The 16,967-nt window shown below is 68.6% G+C and carries 15 protein-coding genes; 9 read left to right on the top strand and 6 right to left on the bottom strand.

All coding sequences use genetic code 11. The annotated features are described in order from the left end of the window. Window positions 1-7 precede the first annotated feature (7 nt). The gene (locus tag AWC14_RS23785; RefSeq protein WP_045383821.1) at window positions 8-2,074 is read left to right on the top strand and encodes a heavy metal translocating P-type ATPase; all 2,067 of its coding nucleotides are present in this window, start codon (window positions 8-10) and stop codon (window positions 2,072-2,074) included. A 146-nt stretch (window positions 2,075-2,220) separates the two neighbouring features. Next, window positions 2,221-2,469: a hypothetical protein gene (locus AWC14_RS23790; protein ID WP_081968303.1), complete on the top strand. Its 249-nt coding sequence runs from the start codon at window positions 2,221-2,223 to the stop codon at window positions 2,467-2,469. Between the two features lie 88 nt (window positions 2,470-2,557). Here AWC14_RS23790 and AWC14_RS23795 read toward each other — a convergent pair whose 3' ends face one another. Together AWC14_RS23795 and AWC14_RS23800 are read right to left on the bottom strand one after the other, a co-directional pair. Beyond that, the gene (locus tag AWC14_RS23795; protein WP_081968307.1) at window positions 2,558-3,412 is read right to left on the bottom strand and encodes an alpha/beta hydrolase; all 855 of its coding nucleotides are present in this window, start codon (window positions 3,410-3,412) and stop codon (window positions 2,558-2,560) included. Window positions 3,413-3,486: 74 nt separating this feature from the next. Next, window positions 3,487-4,269, bottom strand: coding sequence for a class I SAM-dependent DNA methyltransferase (locus AWC14_RS23800; RefSeq protein ID WP_045383828.1), 783 nt, complete (start codon window positions 4,267-4,269; stop codon window positions 3,487-3,489). Between the two features lie 102 nt (window positions 4,270-4,371). Here AWC14_RS23800 and AWC14_RS23805 point away from each other — a divergent pair, with 102 nt between their 5' ends. Genes AWC14_RS23805 through AWC14_RS23815 form a run of 3 tightly spaced genes read left to right on the top strand, consistent with a single transcriptional unit; the run spans window position 4,372 to window position 7,660 of the window. Further along, window positions 4,372-5,226 (top strand): oxygenase MpaB family protein, encoded by an 855-nt coding sequence (locus AWC14_RS23805; RefSeq protein WP_045383831.1) that lies wholly within the window; start codon window positions 4,372-4,374, stop codon window positions 5,224-5,226. Further along, window positions 5,204-5,806: a TetR/AcrR family transcriptional regulator gene (locus AWC14_RS23810; RefSeq protein WP_045383834.1), complete on the top strand. Its 603-nt coding sequence runs from the start codon at window positions 5,204-5,206 to the stop codon at window positions 5,804-5,806. Before AWC14_RS23805 ends, AWC14_RS23810 begins: the two co-directional genes overlap by 23 nt. A 42-nt stretch (window positions 5,807-5,848) precedes the next feature. After that, on the top strand, window positions 5,849-7,660 hold the full coding sequence (locus AWC14_RS23815) for an amino acid permease (protein WP_045383896.1): 1,812 nt from the start codon (window positions 5,849-5,851) through the stop codon (window positions 7,658-7,660). A gap of 72 nt (window positions 7,661-7,732) precedes the next feature. Here the strand turns inward: AWC14_RS23815 and AWC14_RS23820 are convergent, their stop codons facing one another. From AWC14_RS23820 to AWC14_RS23835, 4 genes are all read right to left on the bottom strand, one after another. Further along, window positions 7,733-9,139, bottom strand: coding sequence for a selenium-binding protein SBP56-related protein (locus AWC14_RS23820; protein WP_045383838.1), 1,407 nt, complete (start codon window positions 9,137-9,139; stop codon window positions 7,733-7,735). A gap of 8 nt (window positions 9,140-9,147) precedes the next feature. After that, entirely contained in the window at window positions 9,148-12,696 is a 3,549-nt protein-coding gene (car, locus tag AWC14_RS23825; RefSeq protein ID WP_045383840.1) for a carboxylic acid reductase, read from the bottom strand. 31 nt (window positions 12,697-12,727) lie between these two features. Beyond that, complete coding sequence (locus tag AWC14_RS23830) at window positions 12,728-13,039, bottom strand: nitroreductase family deazaflavin-dependent oxidoreductase (protein WP_081968308.1); 312 nt, start codon at window positions 13,037-13,039, stop codon at window positions 12,728-12,730. 76 nt (window positions 13,040-13,115) lie between these two features. Continuing rightward, window positions 13,116-13,511: a nitroreductase family deazaflavin-dependent oxidoreductase gene (locus AWC14_RS23835; protein ID WP_045383899.1), complete on the bottom strand. Its 396-nt coding sequence runs from the start codon at window positions 13,509-13,511 to the stop codon at window positions 13,116-13,118. 100 nt (window positions 13,512-13,611) lie between these two features. Between AWC14_RS23835 and hemL the strand changes: the two genes are divergently transcribed. The 4 genes from hemL to AWC14_RS23855 are packed head-to-tail and all read left to right on the top strand — an operon-like array spanning window position 13,612 to window position 16,892. Further along, window positions 13,612-14,919, top strand: a complete 1,308-nt coding sequence (gene hemL / locus AWC14_RS23840; protein WP_045383844.1) for a glutamate-1-semialdehyde 2,1-aminomutase — start codon at window positions 13,612-13,614, stop codon at window positions 14,917-14,919. After that, on the top strand, window positions 14,919-15,527 hold the full coding sequence (locus AWC14_RS23845) for a histidine phosphatase family protein (protein WP_045383849.1): 609 nt from the start codon (window positions 14,919-14,921) through the stop codon (window positions 15,525-15,527). The genes hemL and AWC14_RS23845 overlap by 1 nt, the downstream gene beginning before the upstream one ends. A 1-nt stretch (window position 15,528) precedes the next feature. Continuing rightward, the gene (locus tag AWC14_RS23850; protein WP_045383852.1) at window positions 15,529-16,134 is read left to right on the top strand and encodes a TlpA disulfide reductase family protein; all 606 of its coding nucleotides are present in this window, start codon (window positions 15,529-15,531) and stop codon (window positions 16,132-16,134) included. Then, window positions 16,131-16,892 carry a cytochrome c biogenesis CcdA family protein gene (locus AWC14_RS23855; protein WP_045383855.1) on the top strand — a complete coding sequence of 254 codons (762 nt, stop codon included), beginning with the start codon at window positions 16,131-16,133 and terminating at the stop codon, window positions 16,890-16,892. Before AWC14_RS23850 ends, AWC14_RS23855 begins: the two co-directional genes overlap by 4 nt. The last annotated feature ends 75 nt before the right edge of the window (window positions 16,893-16,967 follow it).

Below are 16,967 nucleotides of genomic sequence, written 5' to 3' on the forward strand. Positions count from 1 at the left end.
CCGAGACATGCCTACCACCGACCTCGAGCTGCGCGGCATGAGCTGCGCGTCGTGCGCGGCGCGGGTCGAGCGAGGCCTCAATGAGCTCGACGGTGTGCGCGCGACCGTGAATTTCGCGGTCGAACGCGCCCACGTCGAGCACGGCCCCACGGTGTCGGCCCGTGACCTGATCCGCGCGGTGGAGTCGGCCGGCTACCAGGCGTCCGTCAGTCGCGACCCAGCCGCCGACGACGTCCCCGCAGCTGCGCTGCCGGCCCGGTTGATCGGCTCTGCGGCGCTGGCGATTCCGGTCGTCGCGCTGTCGATGGTGACGGGATGGCAGTTCCCCGGCTGGCAGTGGCTGGTTCTGGCGTTGACGACGCCGATCGTGGCCTGGGCCGGCTACCCGTTCCACCGGGCGGCACTGGCCGGCGCCCGGCACGGCGCGTCGACGATGGACACCCTGGTGTCGCTGGGCACGCTGGCCGCCTACCTGTGGTCGGCGGCTGCGGTGCTCACCGGCAGCGGCCGCCTGTATTTCGAGGTCGCAGCGGCCGTGACGGTGTTCCTGCTGGCCGGCCGGTACGCCGAGTCGCGCGCCAAACGTGCGGCCGGCGCGGCGCTGCGGGCGCTGCTGAGGCTGGGCGCCAAGGACGCCGCCGTGCTGCGCGACGGCGCCGAGGTGCGGGTGCCGGTGGCCGAGCTGCACGTCGGTGACGTGGTCGTGGTCCGGCCCGGCGAGCGGGTGGCCACCGACGGCGTCGTCGTCGAGGGCGCCTCCGCGCTGGACACCTCGGCGCTGACCGGCGAGCCGGTGCCCGTCGACGTCGGTCCGGGCGACGACGTGCTGGGCGGCGCCGTGAATACCTACGGCCGCGTGCTGGTCCGCGCGGTCAAGGTGGGCGCCGACACGCAGCTGGCCCGGATGGCCAAGCTGGTGGCCGACGCCCAAAACGGCAGGGCATCCGTCCAGCGGCTCGCCGACCGGGTCTCGGCGGTGTTCGTGCCCGCCGTGCTGGCGATCGCCGCAGCGACGCTGGCCGGCTGGCTGCTGGCCGGGGAGCCCGCCGCGGCGTTCACCGCGGCGGTCGCGGTGCTGATCATCGCCTGCCCGTGTGCGCTGGGCCTGGCCACGCCGACCGCCATCCTGGTCGGCACCGGGTGCGGCGCGCAGTTGGGCATCCTGATCAAGGACCCGCAGGTGCTCGAGGCCGTGCACGGCATCGACACCGTCGTGCTGGACAAGACCGGAACCGTCACCACCGGGGTGATGACCGTCGACGCGGTCGAGCCCGCCGCGGGAGAGGACGCCGACACCGTGCTGGCCCGCGCCGCCGCGGTCGAATCGGCGTCCGAGCATCCGGTCGCCGCGGCGATCGTGGCCGCCGCCGCAAACGTGGGGCCGGTCGCGAACTTCGTCAACGATCCGGGCACCGGGGTCAGCGGCGACGTCGACGGCGTGACCGTGAGCGTGGTCAAGGCCGGACAGTCCGACGGGCGCACCAGCGTCGAGGTCATCTGGGGCGATCGGGTGCGCGGCGTCATCCGGCTGGTCGACGCCGTGAAACCGACCAGCGCACAAGCGATTTCGCAACTGCGAGCCATGGGCATCCGGCCGGTGCTGCTCACCGGCGACAACGCCGCGGTCGCGCACCGGGTCGCCGCCGAGGTCGGCATCGACCCGGCGGACGTGATCGCCGAAGTGCTACCGACCGACAAAGCGGACGCCGTCAAAAGCCTGCAGGCACAAGGCCTTCGGGTGGCGATGGTTGGCGACGGCGTGAACGACTCGGTGGCGCTGGCCACCGCCGACATCGGTATGGCGATGGGCACCGGCACCGACGCCGCGATCGAGGCGGGCGACCTGACGCTGGTGCGCGGCGACCTGCGCACGGTGCCGACAGCGCTGCGGCTGTCGGCCCGCACGCTGCAGACGATCCGGACCAACCTGTTCTGGGCGTTCGGCTACAACGTGGCGGCCATCCCGCTGGCGGCGCTGGGTGTGCTCAACCCGATGATCGCCGGGGCGGCGATGGCCTGCTCGTCGGTGCTCGTGGTGGCAAACAGCTTGCGGCTGCGGCGATTCGCCCGCTGACGGTCGGAATTGTGCGATGGAATCGAATTGCCCGTGTAGTGTCGCGGCTACTGGGCTCCAATAGCCGGCCGACGGGTTTAGGGAGGAATTCAGTGAGTTCTCTACGGTTTTCCAGGGTTCTTCGCGGTGTTGCGAAGGCGGCGGTCGTGGGTGCTTTAGTCGCCGCGCCTGCCGTTGCGGCGGTCGTCCCGGCGGGCGCCGATCCTGCCGACCCCGACCCGTTCAACCCGGCCGATTGCATGGCGAACGCGAGCGCCGTTTGCAATATCGGTCCCTATGGCCCCAATAGCCTTACTAATCCGGCCAACATCAATAGCCCGTTGAATCCGGACAGCCCTGAGAATCCCGCCAGTCCGATGAACCCCATCAACACCGGTGGCCCCGGCCAGATCTAATTCCGGGCGGGCGAGACTGCGCCTACGGGCACGAGACTGTACTGGTGGAGTATATTCGGCTCGGTGCCCCGAACGCAGTGCTAAGCACTCAGGAGTCCAGCCAGGCAAGCTCGTCCGGCAGGTGCTGGCGCCAGAAGTCCGCGTCGTGCCCGCCCGGGTAGAACCCGCCGGCCGGTGGCGTGGGTAACTCGTTGACGAATTGCCGCGTCGCGACGTAGAAGCCGTCGCCGGTGCCGCAATCGACACGCAGCGGGATGCCCGCCAGCTGCGGTATCAGGTTCATCGCCGAGCTCTTGCGCCAGTCGTCGAGGCTGTCGAAGGCGTCGTGCGGGGCACCCCAGTACGTCATGTACAGCGCCGGGCTGATTGCGCAGATCGCCGCGGTGCGCGCCTGACCCAGACGCGAGCCCAACAGCAGGGCGCCGTAACCGCCCATCGACCAGCCCATGAAGGCCACCCGAGAGGTGTCGATGTTTTTGGTGGCCAGCATCGGAATCAGCTCGTTCAACACCATTGCGCCGGAGTCCTGCCCGGAGGTCCGTCGGCGCCAGAAGTTGTTGCCGCCGTCGACGGCCACCACCGCGAAGGGCGGCCGGCCGGATGCGGTCAGCCGTGCCAGGGCGTCGTCGACGCCGAGGCTCATCACGCCGGCGGCGTCGCTGTCCATCCCGTGCAGGGCGATCACCGGTCGTAAGACGCCGGTTGTGCCCGGCGGTCGGGCGATGATCCATTTCGTCTCGACGCCGCCGCGGGCCGCGGAGACGAACGAGCCGGACTCGCGGGTCGGTAGTGGGCTTGCCGCCGCTGCCGGTCCCGGGTCGGGCGACGCATGGGGCTTCGGTGGGTCGAGCAGGGCGCCCAGCGCCGACAACCCCGCCGTACCTATACCCACCGCCCCGGCGATACCCAGATGCAACGCGTCGCGGCGGCTCAGGGATTTCACCAGCGCATCATGCCAAGCAGACGCGCGCGGCAGGTCTCGGCGCTTCACCTATCCGGCAACAGCCTGGTAACGGCTCAGTCCTCGATGCCGTGAGTTTCCAGGAAGTCGCCGGGCAGCGGCGCGGTCAACCGGCCGACCAGCGCGTAATAGAACAGCTGAGTGCCTTCCATGGAAAGCCGGTGACGGTAAAGCTCCAGATGGTAGATGTCGAGGTATTTCGAGAAAATAAGCGCTCGCACTAATCGCGAAAAGCCGGTCTGCTCGTCGGCGTCCAGAAACGACTGCTTGATATTGAAAGCGAGCCAGCCGCGGGTCTGGATGAGTCGTAACGCATTGAAAAACGCACGCGGCGGAATATCGCCGAACCCCAGCGCCGCGACGCACGTCAGGCAGTCGAAGCTCCACTCCGAGAGTTCGTCGCGCAGGCCCGGGTCGAGATCACCCAGATCCGCGACGTAGTAGGCGTCGTACACGGTGGGCCGGTCGCGGTAGGCGGCATCACGCGCCTCCGGGACGATGTCGACGCCGACCAGCCGAGCGATGCCCTCCTGCTTGAGCTCGTCGCCCATCATGCCGTTGCCGGCGCCCAGATCCAGCACCCGCAACTCGGTGAGCGGCTCGCGGGCGGTGTGCAGGGCCCGCTCCAGTAGTTCCATCACCTTTCCGGGCGAATTGCACCGAAGCCGACCGTAGAACAATTCCTCGTAGAGTCCCGGACGTTTGTAAATTTCCGCGTAATCGTGAAAACGTAACCGCCGGGGCTTGCCATCTTCGATCAGTTTGAACAGGACTTCGTCTTGGGCAAGTCGTTCGGAATTCGCCGGGGGAAACTGAATTCGATAGATTTGCGAAGGCATCCGCCGATTTTAACACTCGCCGTAATCGTTTCGTTATTTGGGTGCGGCCGGCCGACAGCCCCGGTGTTGGTACAAAGTTCAGAATGTGTAACACTGTGCCACATGACTGAGCTGTCCGAGACGCACCTCGACGTCGACGCGCTGCCGCTGGGTCCGGAGTCACTGGTTTGGCGCTACTTCGGCGACAACCGCATGTTTTTGATCGGGCCGCGGCCGGCGGTGCTGCAGAACATGCTCGCCGAGCTGGGGCAGGGCGTCCTGGACCACTCGGTGTTCTTCTCCGACACCGCCGCCCGCGTCAAGCGCTCGCTGCCGCCGATCTTCATGACCGTCTACGGCGCCGACGCCGACCATCCGGGCCAGCAGGTACGCGACTTCCACCACGAGATCAAGGGCCGCATGCCGGGCGGGCAGCGCTACCACGCCCTGGACCCGGAGACCTACTACTGGGCGCACGCCACTTTCGTCGAGCAGGTGCTGTACTTCGCCGACACGTTCGTCAAACGCCTCACCGGCGCCGAAAAGGAGCAGATCTACCTCGAGTCGAAGACCTGGTATCGCCGCTACGGAGTCAGCGACCGGGCGATGCCCGCCGACTACGCGGAGTTCGAAAAGTACTGGAACGACATGCTCGACAACGTCGTGGTCCCGCACAAGACCGCCAAATACGGCGTCGGATATGTCACCAAGGGATTCCCGTGCCCCAAAGGCGTTCCGCCGCTGGTGTGGCGGCTGGTGTCGCCGGTGTTCAACCCGGTCGCGGCGTTCCTGACGACGGGCGGCCTGCCACCGCAGGCCCGCACCCTGCTGAACCTGCCGTGGAGCGAGCGCCAGGAGCGTCGCTACCAGCGCTTCGCCGCGGTATGGCGCTCACGGCCGGTCAACTGGCTATGGGATCATCTGCCGATGCGGTTGCGCTACAACAGGTTTGCTCGTGCCGGATACGCCCGGGCCTGACCCCGCCACCCGCGCCATCCTCGACGCCGCCGTCGTCGAGTTCGAGCGGCACGGCTTCCGGCGGGTCGCGCTCGACGACGTAGCCCGCCGCGCCCGGGTCAGCCGCACCACGATCTACCGCCGCTTCGCCAACCGCGACGAGCTGGTGGCCGCCGTCATCGACCGGGAGAACGCGGCGCTGTTTGCCGACATCGCTGCGGAGTTGAAAAACCGCCGCCCGCAGTCGAATTACTACGTCGAGGCATTCGCGCTGTCGATCATGCGGTTTCGCCAGCACCGGGTGCTGACCCGGATGCTCGCCGACGAGCCCGGGCTGATGCTCGAACTGGCGCAGCAGCATTGGGGCGCGGCGGTCGAGCGGATGGCCGCCGCGCTGCGAGTGATCTTCCCCGACGGGTTCGCCGAACGCATCGGCGAGCCGGCGGTCGACGAACTGGCCGAGACGATCCTGCGCTACGCCGCGATGATCCTGCTGTTGCCCAGCCGCCAACCGCTGGCCACCGCCGACGACCTGCGCGCCTTCGCCACCGAGCACTTCCTGCCCAGCCTGCCCGCCGTGTTGCGCGCGGTGCCGGTGTAAGCGGTGTAGCGTCCGCTCATGCTGCTGACGCAGGAGGGCCGCATGAGCACGACCACCAAGCTGCGCCAAGGCCTGTCGCAACGGCAGCTCAACATGATCGCGATCGGCGGGGTGATCGGCGCCGGGTTGTTCGTCGGCTCCGGTGTCGTCATCGGCGAGACCGGGCCCGCGGCATTTCTCACCTACGCACTGTGCGGCCTGCTGATCGTCCTGGTGATGCGGATGCTCGGGGAGATGGCCTCCGCCAACCCGGCGACCGGATCGTTCGCCGACTATGCCCGCGACGCCCTCGGCGACTGGGCGGGCTTCTCGGTGGGCTGGCTGTACTGGTATTTCTGGGTGATCGTCGTCGGTTTCGAGGCGGTGGCCGGCGGCCGGGTGATCACCTACTGGTTTCACGCGCCGCTGTGGGTGCTGTCGCTGATCCTGATGGTCACGATGACGGCGACGAACCTGTTCTCAGTGTCGTCATTCGGGGAGTTCGAATTCTGGTTCGCCGGAATCAAAGTCGCGACGATCATGGTCTTCCTCGCCGTCGGGTCGCTGTTCGTGGCCGGGTTGTGGCCGCACCGCGGTTCGGGCTTCGGCAACCTCGTTTCGCACGGCGGGTTCTTCCCGCACGGGATCGCCACGGTGTTCGGCGCCGTCGCGGTGGTCATCTCGGCGATGGTCGGCGCCGAGGTCGCCACGATCGCCGCCGCGGAAACCGACAACCCCGAACGTGCGGTGCGGCGCGCCACCAGGTCGGTGGTCGCCCGCATCCTGGTGTTCTACGTCGGCTCGGTGTTCTTGCTCGCGGTGATCGTGCCGTGGAACTCCGTCGAGCTCGGCGCATCGCCCTACGTCGCCGCACTGAAGACGATGGGAGTCCCCGCGGCCGGCCACATCATGAACGCGGTGGTGCTCACCGCGGTGCTGTCGTGTTTGAACTCCGGGCTCTACACCGCGTCGCGAATGTTGTTCGTGCTGGCCGCACGTCACGAGGCGCCGGTCCAATTCGTCAAGGTCAGCCGCCGCGGAGTGCCCTACAACGCCATCCTCGGCGCGTCGGTGGTGGGCTTTTTGTGTGTGGTGATGGCGTGGGTCGCGCCGGGAAGCGTGTTCGTCTTCCTGCTGAAGTCCTCGGGCGCGATCGTGCTGTTCGTCTATCTGTTGATCGCGCTGTCCCAGATTGTGTTGCGCCGCAGGACACCGCCGGAGCGGCTGCGGGTGAAGATGTGGGGCTTTCCGGCGCTGTCGATTCTGACGCTGGCCGGGATTGTCGCCGTGCTCGTGCAAATGGTGTTCGAGCACGAGGCACGCACCCAGCTGTTCTTGAGCCTGCTGTCCTGGGCGGTGGTGCTGGCGCTGTACTTCGTGCCGAAATGGTGGCGCGGCCCGGCCGAAGCCGGCGCTGAGCCGCGGCCGACGGGCAAGGCGACCCGCGTGCTGGTGCTGGCCAACAAGAACGTCGCCGGCAGTGAACTTTTCGACGTGCTGCGCCGCGTCGACGCCACGGCCCGGGCCGACTACTTCGTCTGCGTGCCGGCCAGCCCCGTCGACACCGGACAAGCCGAAAACACCGGCCCCGTCTATGTTTTCGACGCGACGCTGCAGGCCGCCCAACAGCGACTGGACAGCATCTTGTCCTCGATGCGAGACATGGGCCTGCACGCCGAGGGCGAGCTCGGCGACTACCGGCCTCTGCGTGCGCTGGCCCACGCCGTGCGCAGTTTCCGGCCGGATCAACTGGTGATCGCCGAAGGCCGGTCCTCCTGGCTGCGGCTCGGGCTCGTCGACAAGGCCCGCTCGACGTACCCGATCCCGGTCACCCACGTGGTGTCACGCGAGCCCGCAGGTACCCCTCGACGTTGACTCTGCGTGTACCACCGGGTCTTCTCGCACTTTGTCGTGGCGGACGCAGAATCAACGGCCAGCTGACCGCCGTCAGCGGTAGCAGTACGAATCCGACGAGGCGTCCCCGCCCTGCAACCGCACCTGATGCACGCGTAAGCCCCGAAAGTCCTCGCCGTGCGGGAAGAACCGCTCGTCGATGTGCAGCCCGCCGCCGGCGTCCGGGTCGGTGTCCAGCTTCGCCATCCAAGCGCCCACGCCGTCCGGATAGAACTGGTCGTCCCACGACCCGTAGAGCGAATTCGTCATGTACACCCGCTTGCCGTCGCGGCTCACCTCGACCATCTGCGAGCCGCCGGCCAGCGACTGCGACGGCGCTGCCGGGTGCGCCACCCGGCCGGTGATTCCGCCCAGCCGCACCGAGCCGGTCTGGACCGGGTGCGCCGGGTCGGACACGTCGTACTGCTTCAGATCCCCGGTGCCCCAACACGCGGCATACAAGAAGCGGTCGTCGACCGAAAGGTTGATGTCGGAAAGCAGCGGTGGTACCGCCCCGAACGGCTGCAGCGCCGGCGGCAGCGCGCCGGCCTCGGCGGGCTCGGCCGGGATGGTGATGACCTTGTCGGCGGTCCAGCGGTCGCCGTCGCGGTGCCAGCGCCACACCGACGCCGACAAATCCTCGGTGCTGATCACCACACCCACGAACCCCCAGGTGGCCTGCGGGTCGTGGGACGGCCGCAGCTCCAGCACCATCTGATGCTGCTCGCCGAGGTCGACGGCCTGCAGGTGGCGGCCCTCCGCGAGATCCCAGAAGTGCATGCTATGGCCGTACTTATGGGCGAGCAGCAGATCCGGCTGCAGCCCGTTCTCGATCATCGACGGGGTGCCCCACTCGCTGGTGATCAGCGTGTTCTGCCCGAGGTGCCACCATGCGTCGTAGGACATGTACTGCGGGCCGTGGTCGGTTTCCCAGGCGCGCAGTACGTCGAAGCTGTCGTGATCGAGCAGCGCGATGCCGCCCGGACCTTCGTCACCGTTCCCGCTTCCCAAGCAGGACAAGAAGATTCCGTCCGGCCCGCAGTGCAGGGTGTGCGGCCGGGAGTAGCCCGCCTTCGCGGACAGCTCGGCGGCGTCGATCGAGCGCACCAGCGTCGGTTGCGCCGGGTCGGGGTGTGTGTCGAAGACGTGGATCCGCGACGACCGCAGGCCGGGTAGCAGCAGGAATCGCCGCTGCAGCCCGTCGGGGTGATGCCCGGCGTGCGCGAACGCGCTGCTGCACGCGTTCCAGCCGAAATGGTGCAGCTCGTCGCCGCGGGTCGGCAGGTCCGCCCACCCCACGACTCGCCCATAGCTGCCCGACGCCGGGTCGACGTCGATCACGGTGAGCGCGTCCGGCCGCTCGGCCTTGCGGTCGAACGCCACCACATATGCCAGCTTCTCCGGCGGCGCCGCGATGGCGTCGGCGGCGCTGCGGTAGAAGGTCGGGTCCATGGCGTGCATTATGCGCCTCAGGCCACGTGCGCGCCCGCGCTCTCCAGCAGGCCCAACTGGCGCAGATCGGTCACATATTTGCCGATCAACGCTTCGGTCAAATGCGGCACGTCGTTGTCGGCGCCGATGCCCGCGGATTGCACTGCGGCGCGGAACTTCTCGGCAGGTAGGTGGCTGCCGGACGTGGGGGCCACCGGCCGCGCGTAGGCGCTGAGCAGCGGCAGCACCGAGTTCTTCCGCTGGTTCTCCGGCAGCGCCTTCATCGCCGCCTCGAATCGCGCGAGCCACTCGCCGTAGTCGTCGATCCGCTCGATCTTCTGACCGTCGGCGACCAGCCAGTCGACGAAGGTGTCCAACGAGATGCCGTCGTCGTGGGTGTTGAGCACGTTGTAGGTGCGGCAGCCGTCGGTGGCCTGACTGCCGAGCGTGGTGATCGCCTCGGAAGTGAAATCGGCTGGCAGCCCGTCATAGTGGGCCCGTTGCCGGTTACCGTCGGCGTCGAGCTGGTAGAAGGAGCGCGGCGCGATCCCGGTCGCGAGCAGGCTCAGGACCAGCCGGGTGAACATGTCGGTCCCGTTGACCTGACCGGCATAGCGGCTGTGCGCCAGGATCATGTCCGAGCGGAACACCGCCACCGGCAGACCGCACAGGTCGTTCGCCTCGCGCAGCAGAACCTCGCCGGCCCACTTGCTGGTCGCATACCCGCTGGCGTAGGCGGCACCCAGCGAGCGCGACGGCGATGCCTCGCGCACGTCGACGTCCTCGCCGATGAAGCTGCCGTCGGGCAGCGCCGTCACCGCGACCGTCGACAGGTAGCTAACGGGCTTGAGCCGCTTGGTGATTGCCAGCTTGATGATCTCGGCGGTGCCCACCACGTTCGGGCCGAACAGCTGGCTGTAGGGCAGCACGTGGTTGACCATCGCCGCGGCGTGCACAATCAGATCCACCGACTCCGCGAGCCGGTCCCACGTCTCGCTGTCGACGCCCAGGTTCGCCGCCCCGAGGTCTCCGGACAGCACCTCGAGATGGTCGGTGGCCAAAGTGCGAAAGTGCGCCGACAACCCGGCATCGCCGGTGTCGATGGCGGCCTCGATGCGCTGCCGCGCAGCGACGGGGTCGGCGCCGCGCACGATGCAGATCAGCGTGCCGCCCGTCTCGGCGAGCCGTTCCAGCCAGTCCAGGCACAGGAATCGGCCCAGGTAGCCGTTGGCGCCGGTCAGCAGCACGGTCTTGGCTGGACCGCCGGCGACCGAAAGGCCCGGCGCCGCAGCCAAAGTGTCGGCGTCGATGAACTTCTCCAGGGCCAGATCGGTGGCGCGGGCCGCCGTCGCACCACGGCCGTGCACTGAGGCGAACGTGGGTCGCGTCGAGGCAGCGTCGCGCTCGCCGTCGATGTAGCGGGCGATGGTGGCCAGCGTCGCGGTGGGGCTGACAATGGTCTGCACCGGAACGTCGACGTGGTAGATCTGCTCCAGCAGCGATCCGAACGAGAATGCGGATAGCGAATCACCGCCCAGCTCAACGAATTTCGCGTCAGCGGGCATGCCCTCCCCGGTGGCCTCCAGGCCCAGGGTGGCGACGGCGGCGCGCCGTACCGTGTCGATGGTCGGCAGTTCGGCGGCCGCGGCCCGCAGCTCGTCGATCTGGTTTTCCTGCCCGGCTGCGATGTCGGCGTACAGCGCGTCGAGCCGTTCGCCGTATCGGGCGCGCAGCGCCGGCCGCAGCAGCTTGCCGACCCCCGACAACAGCCCGTTGTCGCGAGTGAACCGCTCCGGCTCCAGCAGAAAGTCGCGCGGAATCTCGTAGGGCTGCAAATGGTTTTCGGCGGCGATCTGCTGCAGCGAGTCGGCGATCAGCGCCCGTGCGTCGCCGTCACCGACCGCGTCGTCGTTGGGTACCACCACCGCCAGCAGGAACGGCTGGTCGCTGCTGCCGTGGAGATAGATCTGCCGGATGTAGGGGCTGGCGGCATAGACCGCCTCGAGCTGGGACACCGCCACGAACTCGCCCTGGGACAGCTTGATGACGTTGTTGCGGCGATCCAGATACTTCAGGCGATCCGGCTCGAGTTCCTCCATGATGTCGCCGGTCTTGTAGAAGCCGTCGTCGTCGAAGATCTGGGCCGAGAGCTCGGGATGCTTGAAGTAGCCGGGGATGACGTTGCTTGCCTTGACGTAGAGCTCGCCGCGCGGGTGCGGTTTGTCGGTGGTGAAGTAGCCCAGCTCCGGCACGTCGACGAGCTTGTACTCGGTGACCGGTGGGCGACGGATGATGCCGTTGCGCATGATTCCGCCGCCGGTTTCGGTGGCGCCGTAGCCGTCGGCGACGGTGACGTCGAGCAGCGACTCCATGAACGCGTGCATCTGTTTGGACAGCGGCGCGCTGCCGCACATCGCCGACACCACTCGGCCGCCGAGAAAGTCTTGGCGCAGTTCGGCTTTCACCTCGTCTGCCGCCGAGCTGTCGTCGGTGGCCGACCGGATGTCGAGTTCTTTGCGGTAGCGCCGGTAGATCAAGTCGCACACCCGCGGGACCAGGTTCAGTGCGGTGGGACGGACCAGCGCGATGTCGTCGAACAGCGTCGACATGTCGCTCTTGGCGGCGAAGTAGCCGATCCCGCCGGACGCCAACGTGGCGATCAGCCACTCCAGCCCGTACACGTGAGAGAGCGGCATGTACTGCAGATGGATGGCCGGAATCTGCTTGCCGATGTCCAGCGACGGGCTGTGTGGACGCTGCCAGAGGCGGGTCACCATGTCCGCGGTGTACATCGCCCCCTTCGGGGTGCCGGTGCTGCCCGACGTGTAAATCAGTGTGGCCAGCGGGTTCTCGCCGGCCGGCGGGATGAATGGCGGGATTACCGGTAGCTTGCGGCCGGACTCCAGTTCCGGCAACAACGGCGTCACGTCCAGCTCGCGGCCGGCGGCGGCCAGCCGTTCACACGCGTCCTGATACTTGGCGCGCTGCTCGTGGTCGTAGTTGAAGTAGTCGAACACCACCAGCCGCTCGACCGACGGCGTGTCGATCACCACGTCGACCGCGGTGTCCAGCGACTCGATGCTGGCAGCGAAAACTCGCGGTTCGGTCTCGGCGGCAATCGGTTTCAACTGCTGGGCGGTGGAGCTGGTTTGCAGCGGCACGAACACCGCACCGAGCCGGATGCAGGTCAGGTAGATGATCGCGTAGCCGATGCTGGTGAAGCCCAGGACGGCCACGAAGTCGCCGGGCTTGAAACCACCCGGCAGGCTCGAGTCCCACACGCTGGAGAGCGCCTCAACCCGTTGGCGCAGTCGCTGATAGGTGACGGTCTCGAAACCGGGCAGCAGCCTCGCCGTGGCACGTCCGGGGGCGTCCTGGCTTACCAGCTCGCGCGAGCGCTGTCCGAGCGCCGGCCGGTCCGCGTAACCGGTGAGGTACTCCTCGACCACCTGCCAGGGCCGCAGGCCCGCCTGATGCGCGGCGGCGGTCACCTGCGGTACCGGCGCCGCGGCACGGAACTGCGGGTCGTTGGCGTAGAGCTCCTCGATGCGCTGAGCCAGGCGTTGCTCTCGTCCCGTTTCGGTCATCGTCGCCTCCCTCTCGCCATGAGTACCCGCTTCAGCCGGCGCGGGCGAGCAGCAGCGTCGACTCGACGCGCGACATCTCCAGCAATTGCCGCCAGGGTGCCTTCACCAAATCGGCGGCCTGCCCGGTCGGGACAATCCGGGGGTCGGTGACGTCAAAAGTCTTGCCGTACAGCTTGACTCGACCGCCACCTGCCGCCTGCAGATTCTTCACCCAGTCACGGTCCGGCCGGTACGGGAGCAAGACGGCGACGCCGCCGTCGCGGGTGCGGAACGCCGATACCGGCGTGCGGTAGGTCTTCCCGGAACGACGCCCGACGTGCTCGACGACCGACCACATCGGCATCCAGCCGGAAATCGGCAACACGATGCGATTGGTCACGCGGCGGTTGAACCGGGCGTGCGCTCGGGAGAACAGCACGCTAATCGGTCTTGGTGAGCAGAACCGCCTGCTCGAACGGCAGCCTGCCGAACAGGGCCCGCGACCGGCCGCTGATGTAGGGGGCCGCTTCTTCCTTGGTGACCGTGCGCGGCTGGGTGACGCCGAAGGTTTTCCCGTTGCGGCGTAGCCGCCCGCCGCCGGCCGCGTTGAGGTTCTTCAGCCAGTCACGGTCCGGGCCGTAGGTCAGCAGGATCGCCACGCCGGGTTTTCCGTCGATGGTGGCGCTGAACACATTCAGCGGGGTGCGATACGGCGTGCCGGAGCGCCGCCCGACGTGCTCGAGGATGCCGAAGCCGGGGAGCCAGCCGGCCCACATTCGCTGGATCGGGTTGGTGACGTGCCGATTGAACTGGGCGAGCCGTTGCGGTAGTTGCATGTAGTCATCCAACCCGCCGCGGCTGGCCCAACTCAACCCCGTCGGCCCAGAACTACACCCTGTAGTCGACGGTTTTGTCGCAGCTGGGACACTGGTGGGCATGCGTGGATCCGCCCAGACGTCAGCTTCGGCGAAGCTGTTCGACGACGCCTGCGCCGTCATCCCCGGCGGGGTGAACTCCCCGGTGCGGGCCTTCAAGGCCGTGGGTGGCACGCCGCGCTTCATCACCGAGGCGAGCGGGTACTGGCTCACCGACGCCGACGGCAACCGCTACGTCGACCTGGTCTGCTCGTGGGGCCCGATGATCCTGGGCCACGCCCACCCTGCGGTGGTCGACGCCGTGCAGCACGCGGCGGCCTTCGGCGTCTCGTTCGGGGCGCCGACGCCCGCGGAGACCGAGTTGGCCGCTGCGATCATCGACCGGGTGGCACCGGTGGACCGGATCCGGCTGGTGAACTCCGGCACCGAGGCCACGATGAGCGCGGTGCGGCTGGCCCGCGGGTACACCGGGCGCGCCAAGATCGTCAAGTTCTCCGGCTGCTACCACGGCCACGTCGACGCTTTATTGGCTGACGCCGGTTCCGGGGTCGCGACGCTGGGCCTGCCGTCGTCGCCAGGTGTCACCGGCGCCACTGCGGCTGACACAATTGTGTTGCCCTACAACGACATTGACGCGGTGCGGGAGGCGTTCGCCCGGTTCGGCGACCAGATCGCCGCGGTGATTACCGAGGCCAGCCCCGGCAACATGGGTGTCGTCCCGCCAGCGCCCGGCTACAACGCCGCGCTGCGACAGGTGACCGCTGAATACGGCGCGCTGCTGATCGTCGACGAGGTGATGACCGGTTTCCGTGTCAGCCGAAGCGGTTGGTACGGAATCGATCCGGTGGACGCGGACCTGTTCACGTTCGGCAAGGTGATGAGCGGCGGGCTGCCGGCCGCGGCGTTCGGCGGGCGGGCCGAGGTGATGGAGCGGCTGGCGCCGCTGGGCCCGGTGTATCAGGCCGGCACGCTGTCGGGTAATCCGGTGGCGGTGGCCGCGGGATTGGCCACGTTGCGGGCGGCCGACGACGCCGTCTACGCGGCGCTGGACGCCAACGCCGACCGGCTGGCGGCGCTGCTTTCCGATTCGCTCACGGATGCCGGTGTGGCACACCAGATTCCGCGAGCCGGCAACATGCTGTCGGTGTTATTCGCCGGCGAGCCGGTGACCGACTTCGCGACGGCCCGCGCCAGCGACACCTGGCGCTACCCGCCGTTCTTCCATGCTCTGCTCGACGCCGGTGTCTACCCGCCGTGCAGCGCGTTCGAGGCGTGGTTCGTCTCGGCCGCGCTCGACGACGCCGCGTTCGACCGGATCGCCGACGCACTACCCGCGGCCGCGGCGGCCGCCAAGGAGTCGAAACCCTGATGGCCGAAGAAACCCGAATTCACCTGGTGCGCCACGGCGAGGTGTACAACCCCGACGGCGTGCTCTACGGTCGTCTGCCCGGATTCAAGCTGTCCGACAAGGGAATTCGGCAGGCCCAGGCGGTGGCCGACGCGCTGGCCGACCGCGACGTCGTTGCGGTGATCGCCTCGCCGTTGCAGCGTGCGCAGGAGACCGCCGCGCCGATCGCCGCCCGCCACGACCTGCCGGTGGACACCGATCCCGACCTGATCGAATCGACCAACATCCTGCAGGGCCGCGGTGTTTCGCCCGGCGACGGCGCCTGGCGCGACCCGCGGGTGTGGTGGCACCTGCGCAACCCGTTCACTCCATCGTGGGGCGAGCCGTATGCCCAGATCGCGGCCCGGATGAGTACCGCGGTCGACAAGGCGCGGGCCCGGGCCGCCGGCCACGAAGCCGTGTGCGTCAGCCACCAGCTGCCGATCTGGACGCTGCGCCTGCACCTGACCGGCCGACGGCTCTGGCACTGGCCCACCCGGCGGCAATGCGCGGTGGGCTCGGTGACTTCGCTGGTCTACGACGGCGACCGGCTGGTCGACGTGCAGTATTCAATGCCGGGCGGCTGTTGACATGCGCCGGCTGGCGATCCTCGGCGCGGTGCTGGCCGGGCTGCTGGCCGGCTGCTCTCACGGCGACGACGCCGTCGCGCAGGGCGGCACCTTCGAGTTCGTCGCGCCGGGCGGAAAGACCGACATCTTCTACGACCCGCCCGACCACCGCGGCCGACCCGGGCCCCTGGCCGGGCCGGACCTGATGGATCCCGCCCGCACGCGGTCGGTCGACGACTTTCCCGGCAAGGTCGTCGTGATCAACGTGTGGGGGCAGTGGTGCGGGCCTTGCCGGACCGAAATCGCCCAGCTGCAACGGGTTTACGACGCCACCCGTGCCGACGGGGTGGCGTTCCTCGGTATCGACGTGCGCGACAACAACCGTCAGGCCGCGCAGGACTTCGTCACCGACCGCCACGTGACGTTCCCGTCCATCTACGACCCGGCGATGCGCACGATGATCGCGTTCGGCGGCAAATACCCCACCACGGTGATCCCGTCGACGGTGGTGCTCGACCGCCGGCACCGCGTCGCCGCGGTGTTCCTGCGGGAGCTGCTCGCCGAGGACCTGCAGCCGGTCGTGCAGCGGCTCGCCTCCGAGGACCAGGCGCCGCCGGGACCGCAATGAGCAGCGGGTTCACCGAAATCGCCGCCGCCGGACCGCTGTTGGTGGCGCTGGGGGCGTGCGTGCTCGCGGGGCTGGTGTCGTTCGCGTCGCCGTGCGTGGTGCCGCTGGTGCCCGGCTACCTGTCGTATCTGGCGGCGGTCGTCGGCGTCGACGAACGGCAGGCGCACGCGGCGCGCTGGCGGGTGGCTGGGTCGGCTGCATTGTTCGTGGCCGGGTTCACCGCGGTGTTCGTGCTCGGCACCGTCGCGGTGCTCGGCATGACCACCACGCTGATCACGAATCAGCTTGTGCTGCAACGGGTCGGCGGGGCACTGACGATCGTGATGGGGCTGGTGTTCGTCGGGTTCATCCCCGCGCTGCAGCGCCAGGCCCGGTTCACGCCGCGGCAGTTGTCGACGGTGGCGGGCGCGCCCCTGCTGGGCGCGGTGTTCGCGCTGGGCTGGACGCCGTGCCTGGGGCCGACGCTGACGGGGGTGATCACCGTCGCCTCGGCCACCGACGGCGCGAGCGTGGCGCGCGGCATCCTACTGGTGATCGCCTATTGCCTGGGGCTGGGAGTTCCGTTCGTGCTCTTGGCCTTTGGATCGGCGTCGGCGGTGGCCGGGCTGGGCTGGCTGCGCCGGCACACCCGGGCGCTGCAGATCGTCGGCGGCGTGCTGCTGATCGCCGTCGGGCTGGCGCTGCTGACCGGCGTGTGGAACGACTTCGTGTCGTGGCTGCGCGACGCGTTCGTCTCGGACGTAAGGCTGCCGGTCTAGTGTCCCCGCGAGCAGACGCAGAATCGCACGCGCGGGGACTGCGCCGTGCGATTCTGCGTCTGCTCGCCACAGCAC

Origin of the sequence: Mycobacterium kyorinense (genome assembly GCF_002101735.1) — a bacterium.
GTDB classification, from domain to species: domain Bacteria; phylum Actinomycetota; class Actinomycetes; order Mycobacteriales; family Mycobacteriaceae; genus Mycobacterium; species Mycobacterium kyorinense.